Source organism: Exiguobacterium alkaliphilum 12/1, assembly GCF_000714435.1.
GTDB classification, from domain to species: domain Bacteria; phylum Bacillota; class Bacilli; order Exiguobacteriales; family Exiguobacteriaceae; genus Exiguobacterium; species Exiguobacterium alkaliphilum.
The window spans coordinates 25,937-39,099 of sequence record NZ_JJMW01000063.1; the positions used below are offsets into that span (position 1 = coordinate 25,937).

The 13,163-nt window shown below is 48.2% G+C and carries 8 protein-coding genes and 1 pseudogene; all 9 read left to right on the forward strand.

What is annotated here, in order from left to right; genetic code table 11:
- Positions 1-27 precede the first annotated feature (27 nt).
- The 9 genes and pseudogenes from RT52_RS12840 (at position 28) to RT52_RS12880 (ending at position 13,145) form a co-directional block, all read left to right on the forward strand.
- Positions 28-2,676 carry a glycosyltransferase family A protein gene (locus RT52_RS12840; RefSeq protein ID WP_034817845.1) on the forward strand — a complete coding sequence of 883 codons (2,649 nt, stop codon included), beginning with the start codon at positions 28-30 and terminating at the stop codon, positions 2,674-2,676.
- A gap of 9 nt (positions 2,677-2,685) precedes the next feature.
- Complete coding sequence (locus RT52_RS12845) at positions 2,686-2,997, forward strand: hypothetical protein (protein WP_034817846.1); 312 nt, start codon at positions 2,686-2,688, stop codon at positions 2,995-2,997.
- Between the two features lie 68 nt (positions 2,998-3,065).
- Positions 3,066-6,134: a CgeB family protein gene (locus RT52_RS12850; protein ID WP_034817847.1), complete on the forward strand. Its 3,069-nt coding sequence runs from the start codon at positions 3,066-3,068 to the stop codon at positions 6,132-6,134.
- Complete coding sequence (locus RT52_RS12855) at positions 6,131-8,314, forward strand: glycosyltransferase (RefSeq protein ID WP_034817848.1); 2,184 nt, start codon at positions 6,131-6,133, stop codon at positions 8,312-8,314. The genes RT52_RS12850 and RT52_RS12855 overlap by 4 nt, the downstream gene beginning before the upstream one ends.
- 128 nt (positions 8,315-8,442) lie before the next feature.
- Positions 8,443-9,732 (forward strand): nucleotide sugar dehydrogenase, encoded by a 1,290-nt coding sequence (locus tag RT52_RS12860; protein ID WP_034817849.1) that lies wholly within the window; start codon positions 8,443-8,445, stop codon positions 9,730-9,732.
- Positions 9,733-9,747: 15 nt separating this feature from the next.
- A complete protein-coding gene (locus RT52_RS12865) occupies positions 9,748-10,545 on the forward strand; it encodes an ABC transporter permease (protein WP_034817850.1) in 798 nt (265 codons plus the stop codon).
- A gap of 10 nt (positions 10,546-10,555) precedes the next feature.
- A pseudogene (tagH, locus tag RT52_RS12870) lies at positions 10,556-11,329 on the forward strand (teichoic acids export ABC transporter ATP-binding subunit TagH); the annotation flags it as partial.
- Between the two features lie 158 nt (positions 11,330-11,487).
- On the forward strand, positions 11,488-12,588 hold the full coding sequence (wecB, locus tag RT52_RS12875) for a non-hydrolyzing UDP-N-acetylglucosamine 2-epimerase (protein WP_034817852.1): 1,101 nt from the start codon (positions 11,488-11,490) through the stop codon (positions 12,586-12,588).
- An 80-nt stretch (positions 12,589-12,668) separates the two neighbouring features.
- Positions 12,669-13,145 (forward strand): hypothetical protein, encoded by a 477-nt coding sequence (locus tag RT52_RS12880; protein WP_034817853.1) that lies wholly within the window; start codon positions 12,669-12,671, stop codon positions 13,143-13,145.
- The last annotated feature ends 18 nt before the right edge of the window (positions 13,146-13,163 follow it).

Genomic DNA, 13,163 nt, shown 5'->3' on the forward strand with positions numbered 1-13,163 from the left:
GACTAACGGAAAAGGTGGAGCGAACGTATGGATGTGAAAACGACACTGCGCGATTTGCAACAGCACGTCAAGTGGTTGAAAGATGAGAAAAGTCGAATGGACGAAAAAGGGAAGTTAACCGGTGATGAACTCATACTGATTGACGACCTCCCGTCCCTTTCAAAAGCTGCACAACAACCTCATCTAGATGACCGCCTGCGCGCGGTCCAGACGCAAGAACTCAAAAGAGAAGTGACTGATGCACGGGCCCGTATGCCAAAAGACTTACCGACACCGATTGCGTCAAACGGATGCGCGTTTTATGAACGGACAAACGTACACGTCGCCTTCGTTGGACCAACAAAACGAGCCGAAGAGCTTGATCGTCTTTGCCACACGTATCGTTTCGATAACGTATCTGGTTTCTTAGCAGTCGTAGACGCGCAACCGATTGACTTCCTTTTAATTTCTGCCGCTCTCGTCGAAGACGAGACGACGGCGTTCCACTATATGGGGATGCCCATGTCCCATTCAAGGGAATGGCTCATTAAACTGATTCGTCAAGCAAGGCGGAAAGAAGTCCCTGTCGTCTTCGAGACGACACTCGATACGAATCATTTCGACCGGTTCTCTTCGCTTGCTGCAGAGTGTGACTATATCTTTACAGCGAACGAAGAGCGCGTAGCTGACTACGTCGAAGAAGCTGGTCATGATCGAGTCTTCGTGATTCGTCCTGGGATTGACCCGCTCCGTTTTAATCCGATTGGGATGGCGACAGAAAAGTCTGAACGCGTCTTGGTGACAAATCGTTTCCCCGTGCAACGGTTCTCGAAAGATTTATTGGTCCTCGCTGACGGCGTGCGTCAAGCAGGGAAAGAGTTACTTGTCCTCCGTGAAGCGGATAAATCGGTCAAGTCGAAAGCGCCAAAAGAACTGAATGATGCCCTCGTATTGGCGGAAGTGGACGAGGGGGAACGCTTGAAACGCGCAAGCGATTGGATTTTACACGTGAACGAAGTGAAAGCGAGCCCGACGATGACGGCGCGCGAGATTTACGAGGCGCAGGCACGAGGAAACCTCGTCTTGACGAACTATAACGTGGCCGTCAACAACGATTTTCCAAACGTCTTCATCGCGACGAGCGCGCTCGATGCGAAAGGGATTCTCGAGATGTTCAAAACGGAAGCGGAGCGGTATGCGCATCAGTTATCAGGGGTTCGCAACGTGTTCACGAATCACACGATGTACGACCGCTTCAATGAGATGCTCTTCGCGCTCGGGATTTCACGCTCGGTGCAACGAGATGTCCTTGTCATCGGACGAGGCGATTTGACGAAAGCGAAAGCAGATTTTGACATCCAATCTTATCCACATACACGTTTCGTCGCCGAAGAAGAACTGACGGAGCAAGACTTGCTCCATGTCGATTACGTCACGGTGTTTGACAGCCGTTTCACGTATCTCGATTACTATATAGAAGATTTAGTAAATGCATTCAAATATACGGACGTGCATTTCGTGACGAAACCTGCTCCTGAGGGTCTTGAGCACGTCTATGTCGAACGATATGACGACGTGGCCCAGACATTGTTCCAAGCGGCACACATTTCGCTCGGAGTGATTGACGGCAGTGAAGAAATCAGAGGAAGCGGATATGTGATCGACCGCTTTGAACAGTTGGAGACGAGTGCCCGGTTTGTGGTCAATCCGCCTGGTACGTACAAACTGTCGGTCATCGTTCCGATTTACAATAATGGACGCTACCTATACAACAAATGTTTTTCTAGTTTACGTCGAAGCTCGATGTTCGATGATATGGAAATTTGGCTCGTTGATGACGGGTCGACTGAACAGGAGACGACGAGTTACATTGAGCGTCTTACGCGCGAATACTCGAACGTCTACACGTACTCGTTCAATGATGGCGGTAGCGGTAGCGCGTCACGCCCTCGGAACAAAGGCGTCGAACTCGCAACAACCCCTTACATTGCTTTCCTTGATCCGGACAACGAGGCGGTCAATGACGGGTATGCTGAATTGTTCCGTCTCATGCAGGATGACTCGCTTGATTTAGCCGTTGGGAGCATGTTGAAGCTGGCTACGCGCGAAGCGATGATTGAGCTAAACGAGCTTGAACCAGGTGGCGTTAAAATGATAGACGACCCAAGAGCATACTTGCTCAAGCATCATTTCAAAGTGCAGAGCATTCAGACGATGGTCATTAAAAAATCTTTCTTGACAGCGAACGGACTCGAACAGGTCATCGGCGCCGTCGGACAGGATTCCCTCTTCTTCCAAGAAATGTTCTTACGAGCCGGACGCGTGGCCCTAGTCGATTTGACGATACATGATTACTACGCGGCTGTAGCCGGTTCGACAGTGAATACGATTACGAAGAAATATTTCGATAAATGTGTCATCCGTGAGACGGCACGCGCGAAAGCTTTTGCGCGTGAAGGTGTGCTGGATGAGTATCGTGCGACTCGCTTCGAACGCTTCTTTGAGATGTGGTACTTGGTCTTCTTACGTTTAAGCCGCTCAGAAGATTTTGACGACAACGTTGCGAAACTTTATACGATTATCGAGCAATATAGACCGATTGAGTTGAAGAGCCCACGGGTTAAGCAATTTGTCGATCTTTATGAAACTGGGCAACTGCAAGAACTAAAACGTCTATATTTTGACGCATACATGTGAGGTGACGGAATGAGTAACGAACTTGAAAAAGAAATCGGTCTATTGAAACAACGTCTTGAGCAGCAACAACAAGAGATTCGACGCTTAAAACACGATGAACGCTTACTTCGTCAAAAATACCGTCGCCTCGTTCAAAAGTACGGAGAGCTGTTGTACACGTTCGAATGGACGGTCAAATCGCTCGATCAAAAAGAACAAGCTATCACGGACTGGCGTCAGAAGTACGACGTTCTCGACAAACGTTATCGCCGTTTGACACAGTCGAAAGCAGGGAAAGCGATTTTGAAGGCACAGGCCGTCGCGCGAAAGTTAAATAAATAAAAACGTGGCGAAGTGGCAAAGTTGTCACTTCGTTTCACAATCACTACGGTTTACACGGAGGAAATAAGATGGAATGGCAGAAAAAAGCACGTCGCGCTGCCTATTTAGGGGTGCAACGTTCGAAACGGCTTGGGCGAAAAGTGCTCAAGAAGACGAGTCAACAAAAAGGGCAAGCATGGCGTGAAGTCGCACCGGGGTGGTTTACCCGCTCTTCACATATTTATATGGAAGGGACAGATTTTACAGTCACAAACGATGAGCCGATCGTGCTGACCTACCGTCCAGACGGGAAAAGTGACGTCGTCGCCATCGATTCTTTGCTCGGTGAGAATATGAAGTCATTTACATCGACGCTTCGAATCAAGTCACGCGACAGCGTGGAACCGACGCTTCGTCTTGAAGTGTACCGTAAAGGTGGGCGTACCCGACAGATCACCTTGCAGAACGGACAGAAAGAAGAAGTCGCCCTCGGAATGGGAGAAAAGATTCTTCGTGCTCACCTCGATATTCATGGATCCGGTACGTTCAGTATGATCGACATCCGAATCGGGGAAGCGTCGATTTGGCATGGAGAAGGTTCGACATCAAACGTAAAAGATGAAGATTTCGCATTTATGTTACCACTCGATGAGTCAAACCTCCGTTCGATGACACCGGAACGCACGGTCGCCAGATGGGAAAGTGACCGGCTCGTCTTGAGCGCAGAAGGGAATCAATATGCGCATTATGGTGTCGGAGAAGCTGAGCTTCCTCATGTGGACACGGGAAGAGGGATTGACTTCTCGACCGGGGATATGGACGATGACTTATATCGTTTCTATTTCAAAGGAGAAACGAACGGCGGGGCCGATGCCTCGCTGTTTGTCGCGACTTATACGAAAGCAGGACGAGATAAGTTGGTTGAAATCCCGCTTGGCTTGAGTGGGATTATCCGGATTGCACCGTCACATCGTTCGCTCCGTTATTTCGTGCGCGTAAATGGTCAGGGGGAGTTGCGCGACTTAGCGCTTGGGATGATTCGAGAGAAGAGCGTCCGCCAAGAAGAACTGTTTTCATTGAAGCCATCGATGTGGACGATTCCTGCTCCAGATGTGATCAAGTTGAAGTCCAAGGCGGACCAGCTCGTCATCGACTTGAAAGGAGAAGATGATAAGCGACGGTATATCTCTTATGCTGAGATGAACAACAGTTTTAAAAAATTACCCGTCGAATACCCGTTTGAGGTGAAAGCGAACTGTCGTTATCGCGTGACGGTCGATGGCTCTGCTGGAGAAAATGCGAACGTCGTCCTCTACTTGGTCGCCTATTCAGAGACTGAGCGTCAACTTATGCAACAAGTTCAACTTGGTAGTGAGAAAGTGTTTTACTTCGATCGCGGTATTCGTTTCCTTCGCTTTGCGCTTCGTGTGGATGGGAGCGGGGAAGCTGTCATTGACCGCATCCGTGTCGCAGAAGAACTTGTCAGTGACGGTCGTGAACATCCGGACTTTCTTGATGTCCGTGAGGCCCGTCTCTTTGCTCAGCGACCAAGAGAGCTGCACGAATTGAAAGTTGCTGCCATCTTTGACGAATTCACAATGGCTTCTTACGAGCCGGAATGCCAACTCATTACCTTCACACCAGACAATTGGCGGGCAACGCTACTCGATGAGCAGCCGGACGTCTTAATCGTCGAGTCTGCTTGGAAAGGGAATCGTGGGGCATGGGAAAAGAAAATCGTCAAATATGGCACGAACACATGGGAAGAGCTCGACGACCTTCTGTCTTGGTGTCGCCATCAAAATATTCCGACCGTATTTTGGAACAAAGAAGACCCGATTCACTATGATCGTTTTATCGAAACGGCCCAGCGCTTTGACTATGTGTATACGACCGACTTGAATCGTGTCCCGGACTATAAACGTGATTGCGGTCACGAACGCGTGGATGCTCTACCGTTTGCAGCCCAACCGAAAGAGCATAACCCGATTCGCCTACCGGGCACGCGTGAGCCATACGCCTGTTTTGCCGGATCGTATTATGCGAATCGACACGAGTCGCGGAAAGCCGACATGGATCGGTTGTTTGCGGCGGCGGATCAATATGGCCTCGCGATTTATGACCGAAACTATGCCATCAATCAACGAGGAGAGAGCGACCAGCTCCAATTTCCTGAACAGTTCCGTCACTCGATTCGCGGAAGTCTGAAATACAATCAAATCGCCAAAGCGTATAAAGGGTTTAAAGTCATGTTAAACGTCAACTCGGTGAACGATTCACCGACGATGTTTTCTAGACGCGTGTTCGAAGGTCTCGCCTGTGCGACGCCAGTCGTCAGTACGCGCTCGATTGGGGTCGAGGCGATGCTTGGGGACTACGTCTTCTTAGATGATGGCGAGTCAGATTTGGATGAGACGTTCCGTCGTCTCATGACAGATGAGTCGTTTTATGAAGACGTCGCGATTGGCGGCATGCGTCATGTGTTGACGTACCATACGTATACGCAGCGTCTCGCTAAAATCGTACAAGACGTCGGCATTCCATATCGGGTCGATCATGAAGAGGTCGCCGTGCTCGCGTTCGTCGCTTCGAAACAAGAAGCCGAAACGGCCGTCGCTCAATTCGAAGCACAGCGTTATCCGCATAAAAAACTGATTCTCTTCCTTGATAAGTTTGAAGACCACATCGATGTATACAACACGTACAACACAGAATCGGTCTCGACATACATGCGAAGCTACTTGGAGCACTACACGTCATTGACAGAAATTTTGGAGCCGTTCGAGTGGGTCACCTATTTGAACCCGAATGACTATTACGGACCGGATTATCTATCAGACTACTTGCTCGCTTCCCGCTACGCGGAGGCGGACATCCTGACGAAAGCAGACTATTACTCTTATGAGGGCGTACTTCAAAAGCATGACCATGATGAATCGTTCCGTTACGTGTTCGATGCGATACCTTCTCGCTCGTTAATCAAGCCGTCGGCGCTACGTTTCGACACGGTTGATGCGGCACTACATCGTTTCCTTGCCGATGAGAGTTTGCGAGAACTTGCACGCTCGGGCAAACGGATGTTTAGTGTAGACCCTTATCAATACGTGAAAGATGGTGCCTCGATGGATGAGGCGTCAAGACAGGAGGTGACACGATGAAAGCCAAGCAATTACGAGTGTTAGTGTATGGCGACGTCAACTTAAACTTGATTGACGGCTCGGCCATCTGGCTTACATCAGTCGTCCATATGTTAAACCAAGACCCGAACCTAGAAGTGGATGTCTTATTAAAACGTTCGATTGTCAAACCGGAAGTGACGGCCTCAATCAAACAGCTCGAACGTGTCAATTTTATTGACGTGTTCAGCGAACAGTCAACGAAGCGAGATGAGCCGTACTATGAGAAGAAAGTGCTTCAGGCAGATGAAGCGGCCCAACTCATTCACGAGCTCGTTCAAACGAACGGGTACGATATGGCGTTCATCCGTGGTTTCCAACTCGCTTATGAATTGACGTCCTACCCCGACACGATGAAAAAGACATGGACGTACATCACCGACTTTACACACGACCATTCCGAAGCGTCACAAGAAGAGCTCGCTCGCTTGAAAACCATCGCAAGTCTTTCTGCTCGTATGCTCTGCCAGACAGCAGAAATGAAAGAGTACTTCGAGACATTCCTGGAAACACCGCGTCCGTTTTTAATTCTGAATCCAATGATTCCGAATATGCGTGAGGAAGTACCGACGTTTAAACGGGAGGGCAAACAGCTCGTCTACACTGGGAAATTCGCGCCACTTTGGTATTCGAGCGAAATCTTGGATGCGTTTCAACAAACGCGAAACAGAATGCCGGACGTCACGTTAAAAGTGGCAGGAGATAAGTTCAACCAAGATCCGAATAACCCGAACTTCCGTAAAGAAGTGACGAGCCGTCTTCAAACAGACGAAGGAGTCGACTGGTTGAAAGGGATTCCGCGTGCCGAGGTTGAAACGTTAATCGCCTCGAGCGACATCGGATTGTCTTGGCGCCATCCTGATTTAGATGATAGCCTCGAGTTGTCGACGAAGCTGCTGGAATACGGCGCGCTCGGTAAACCGGTTTTGTTAAACCGTAACAGGATGCATGAAATGTTGCTCGGCTCGAGCTATCCGCTTTTCGTCAACTCAGAAGCGGAATTTATCGAAAAAGTTGAACTCGCATTTACACACCCTGCCATTTATCGAGATGCCGCAGAACGACTATATAATATGACGAAGTTTTATACGTTTTCGAGCACGTATGCGCGCTTACGTGAGGCGATTTGGGAAATGCGGCCGACGACGATTTTGTTCGCGGGCCACGATTTGAAATTCATCCGGATGTTCATGGAACGTTTCCAGGGAAATCCACGCTATCGTGTTCTCGTCGATGAGTGGGAAGGCCATAAAATTCACGATGTAAACCATAGTAAAGCATGCCTTGAAGCGGCTGACATCATCTTTTGTGAGTGGGGGCTTGGGAATGCGGTTTGGTATTCACATCACAAGTTACCCCATCAACGCCTCATCGTCCGGATTCATCGGCAGGAAAAAGAGACGCCATTCCCGAATGAGTATGAGCTCGATAATATCGACCGAATCATTCTCGTCTCGCCTTATATGCTTGAGGAGATGAGTCGCCTGTTCCACATCCCGCGTCATAAGATGACGATGCTGTATAATGCTGTCGATGGAGACAAGTTGGATAAACCAAAATATGACAAAGCCTTGCCGTTCCATCTCGGGATGATTGGCATCAACCCGAAACTGAAACGTCCAGACTTAGCACTTGACGTATTGGAACGTTTACTCGCGCAAGATAACCGCTATCACTTGTTCTTTAAAGGGCATCATCCGAGTGAAGTATATTGGATTGCGAAGCGGGAAGAGGAACGGACATATTATGAGTCGTTCTTACAACGGATTGAACAGCCACCTTTGAAAGGACATGTCCATTTCGATGGTCACGGGGATGACGTGGATACCTGGTTGCAAAAGATTGGCTTCGTGTTGTCAATGAGCGATTTGGAAAGTTTTCACCTTTCTCCGGCAGAAGGAATGGCCGCCGGCTCTTATCCGTTAATTCGGCGCTGGACAGGCAGCGAGACGATTTACCCTGATGAATTGCTCGTTAATAACCCGCTCGACGTCGTCGACACAATCTTGTCATATCGCGATCGACCGGTCGAATTATTGGCGGCGACGGCACCGTTCCAGCAGTACGCCCGTAAGCACTTTGGGGTTAACGCCCTATTCCCGAAGATGGAACGCATTATTTTAGGAGAAAAGCATGACAACGGTGGAACGGCATTGTCATAAAAATGTAATTGCGTGGCGGATTTGTTCAAGAGTATAATGAGTATTGTTTTATTGTCGAAACTGAAATAAAATGATGGACATGCGCTCGAATGAAATCGAGCATCAGAACATTTGGAGGTTACTACAAAATGAAAGTATGTACAGTAGGTCTTGGATATATCGGGTTACCGACTTCGGCAGTTTTTGCAAATTACGGCGTGGACGTCGTTGGAGTCGATATTTCACAACACGTTGTCGATAAATTGAACCGCGGCGAAATCCATATCGAAGAGCCAGGTCTTGGCGAAATGGTAGCGGACGTCGTTGCAAAAGGGAAGTTCCGTGCGTCACTTTCACCAGAGAAAGCAGATGCGTTCATCATCGCGGTACCGACACCGAACAATGATGACGAACACAAATCTTGTGACCTCACGTATGTGTTAGACGCGACGCGTAAAGTGTTGCCGTTCGTAGAAAAAGGGAATGTCATTATCGTGGAGTCGACGATCGCGCCACGTACGATGGACGATTTTGTCAAACCACTCGTTGAAGAAGCTGGATTCGTCGTAGGCGAAGACATTTTCCTCGTTCACTGCCCAGAGCGTGTTTTACCAGGACAAATCTTGCATGAGCTCGTTCACAACAACCGAATCGTAGGCGGCATCACATCAGCATGTGCTGAAGCTGGCGCACGCGTTTACGGCACGTTTGTTGAAGGGGAAATCGTCAAGACGGATGCGAAGACGGCAGAGATGTCTAAATTGATGGAAAACACATTCCGTGATGTGAACATCGCCCTCGCGAATGAGCTTGCAAAAGTTTGTAACGACCTCGATATTAACGTGCTTGATGTCATCGAGATGGCGAACAAGCATCCTCGTGTCAACTTGCACAGTCCGGGACCAGGTGTCGGTGGACACTGCCTTGCTGTTGACCCGTACTTCATCGTCGCGAAGTCGCCTGACCTTGCGAAAATTATCAACTTGTCACGTGAAACGAACGTCTCGATGCCAGCTTACGTTGCCGATAACGTCCAAAAGCTAACAGACGGAATTGAAGCACCGAAAGTAGCAGTCTTTGGTGTGACATACAAAGGAAATGTCGATGACATGCGCGAAAGCCCAGCTGTAGAAATTGCTGAGTTGTTGCTTGATCGTGGCGTTAACATCTCTGTTCATGACGGACATGTTGAAAAATCGACGTCTAGCCGTTTTGATCTCGTATCAAAAGAAGAGGCACTTCAAGACGCTGACCTCGTGCTTGTACTCGTTGACCACAATGAGTTTAAGACACTCGATTTTGCTGAGCTTCAAGCGACAATGCGTCGTCCAATGATTTTCGATACACGTAACATTGTGAAACCAGCAGGTGATGATGTGATGGTCGTGAACTACGGAAATCTATATAAATATACAAAGGAAACGAATCTCGTTCTTTGATTCAGGTGAATGAACATGTTTAAATCCGCGAAAGCTATCTTTACAGAACTGAAATCGAGTCTGTATCTGATTTTCCGTCTTGCAACTTATGAGACGAAAAGCAACAACTCGATGCAGTACCTCGGATTTTTATGGGAGTTCGTTACACCGTTATTGCAGATTGGAGTTTACTGGTTCGTGTTTGGATTTGGTATTCGAAGCGGCAGGCCGATTGATGGCGTGCCGTTTCTGCCATGGCTCGTGGCAGGGATTGTCGTTTGGTTCTTTATCGCCTCGGCCATCACATCCACAGCCCGTTCGGTCTATTCAAAGATCGGCATGGTCTCCAAAATGAGCTTTCCAATCTCGACGATTCCCGCGTATGTCCTGTTGTCGCTATTTTATAGACATTTAGCGTTAGTAGGCGCAGCCTTTATTTTGATGTGGGCATTCGGTTATCCGATGGGACTGCACTCGCTCTGGTTTATTTATTTGGCAATCAGCGCGCTCGCGCTTCTCTATTCGCTCGCGCTGATTACCTCTGCCCTTACGACGATTGTACGAGATCTTCAAAACTTGCTTCAATCGATGATGCGGATGTTAATGTATTTGACGCCGATTTTTTGGGTGCCGCCTGCTAACTTGGCGAGCATCCTTCAAATCAATCCGCTCTACTACTTAGTCGAAGGGTATCGATCGATGTTCCTCGGAAGCGACTGGTTGGCGACGAACTGGGCTTACGGCCTCTATTATTGGACCATCGTTCTCGTTCTCTTCTTCGTCGGATCGATGATTCATGTACGTTTCCGTCGACATTTCATCGATTATATTTGAGGAGGACACCATGTATCAGGTTAAGTTTGAAAATGTATCGAAGCGATATACGCTCTATAACAAACCGATTGACAAGCTGAAGGAAATCTTCTTCAGCAAGGCTTCGGGAAAGCAGTTTTATGCGCTCCGAAATGTGACATTTGAAGTTCCACCTGGTGAAGTTGTCGGGATTATCGGGATTAACGGATCAGGTAAGTCGACGATGTCGAACTTGCTTGCTGACGTCATGCCTCCGACGCACGGGAAAATCGAGCTTCATGGGAAAACGGCATTGATTGCCATTTCGTCCGGATTAAACGGAAATTTGACGGGGCTTGAAAATATCGAGCTAAAAGGGTTGATGCTCGGGATGACGAAGCAAGAGATTATCGACTTGACTCCGGCTATCATCGAGTTCGCAGATATCGGCGATTTTATTCATCAACCGGTCAAAACGTATTCGAGTGGAATGAAGTCTCGGCTCGGCTTTGCGATTTCGATTAATGTCGATCCAGACATTTTGGTCATCGATGAGGCGCTCTCGGTCGGAGACCAGACGTTCACGGATCGCTGCCTTGCGAAGATGAACGAATTTAAAGAACAAGGGAAAACGATTTTCTTCATCAGTCATTCGGTCTCACAAGTCCGACAATTCTGTACGCTCGGGCTATGGCTCGAGTTCGGAGAGGTCCGGGAATATGGGCCGGTCAATGAAGTGGTCAGTGAGTACAACAAGTTTTTAAAATGGTTCCGCAGTCTTTCGAAAGAGCAACAAGATGCATTCAAAGCCGATAAGTTGAAGCGTCGGACGACTGTCGTCGATGCGACAGAACTCGGTGAGACGTATATCTTGCCTGCCCATTCGGAAGAGAAGTTAAAAACGCGTCACGCGATGTCTTCTGTATCGACGTGACGCAACGGGAGGAGGAAGTACGTCTATCGAGTAGACGTGCAAAACGACCTATGAAAAAAGTTATGACTGTATTCGGGACGAGACCAGAAGCCATCAAAATGGCACCGCTCGTCTTAGAGTTAAAGAAACGTGAGGGTGTCGAACCGATCGTTGTCGTCACAGCCCAGCACCGCCAAATGCTCGACCAAGTGCTTGAATTGTTTGAAATCAAGCCGGACTATGACCTCGACATCATGAAAGATAAGCAGACCCTCTATGACGTGACATCACGCGTCCTAAAAGGCATGGGAGAGGTCATTGCAGATACGAAGCCTGACATCGTACTCGTCCATGGGGACACGACAACGACGTTCGCGGCTTCACTAGCGGCATTTTATAATCAAGTAGCCGTCGGACACGTTGAAGCAGGTCTTCGGACGTACAATAAATATTCTCCATTCCCAGAAGAGATGAACCGTCAGTTGACGGGTGTCATGGCTGATCTCCATTTTGCTCCGACCGAAACGTCGAAAGACAATTTACTACGCGAAGGCAAGAATGAAGATACGATTTTCGTGACAGGAAACACGGCGATTGATGCTTTAAAAACAACGGTACGTGAAGATTATTCGAGTGAGTTGCTCAATATGATTCGAAACGAAGGACGCCGACTTGTTCTGTTGACGGCACACCGTCGTGAGAACCTTGGCGAGCCGATGCGAAATATGTTCCGTGCCGTCCGTCGTCTCATTGAGAAATATGATGATATTGAAGTGGTTTACCCGGTCCATATGAACCCGGTCGTGCGTGAACTCGCAAACGAGATTCTACATGATGTCGATCGTGTGCATTTGATTGAGCCGCTCGATGTATTTGATTTCCACAACTATGCTTCGGCTTCCCATTTGATTTTGACAGACTCAGGTGGCGTACAAGAAGAAGCACCATCACTTGGTGTCCCTGTCCTGGTTCTCCGTGACACGACGGAACGACCTGAAGGTGTAGCCGCAGGCACGCTCAAGTTGGCGGGAGTTGACGAGGAAGTGATTTACTCACTCGCTGACGAGTTACTTTCGGATGAGACGGCATATGAAAAAATGTCGAAAGCATCAAACCCATACGGTGATGGAGAAGCATCACGACGAATCGTCGATGCGATTCTTGCCAACTGAATGGATGCAGAATGAGTTGTTTTGTGCGATGCACAGCAACTCTTTTCTGTATCGGCATTTTGAAATTGGAGGCGTTATTTATGTCAACAAAACGAATTCGACCAGCCATCTATCATTATTACCCGCGAGGTCCACAAAAAGATCATATGTCGATGCGGGAAGAAGAATACAAGACGGAAGTGACTTTTCTCCCAAAAGCAGAAACGGACTCGATTTACGTGCAGCTGTTCGATTTGAAGTTTGAGATTCCACCATCAAAGATCTTTTTGGGCGATGCTAAAATTGAGCCGTGCAAAGAGATTAAAATTGAGACTCAATTGTTTGTCGAAGGGGACCAGAAGATTGATTTTGAACTTTATTTCATGCAGTACACGGATGAAGAACGAGTCTCGAATAAACGTTTTCGTTTAACGCTCAACCCGGGGATGAATGACGTGAACGAAACAATCAAACGAATCGAGGACGCGAAATACTTTAAGCTGTCTTATAAATACGTGGTACAGACGCTTGAACCCGTCACCGTTCGTTTTGACGACCTTTACGTGACCTTCGCGTAAACATCGTCAATTTTTAGG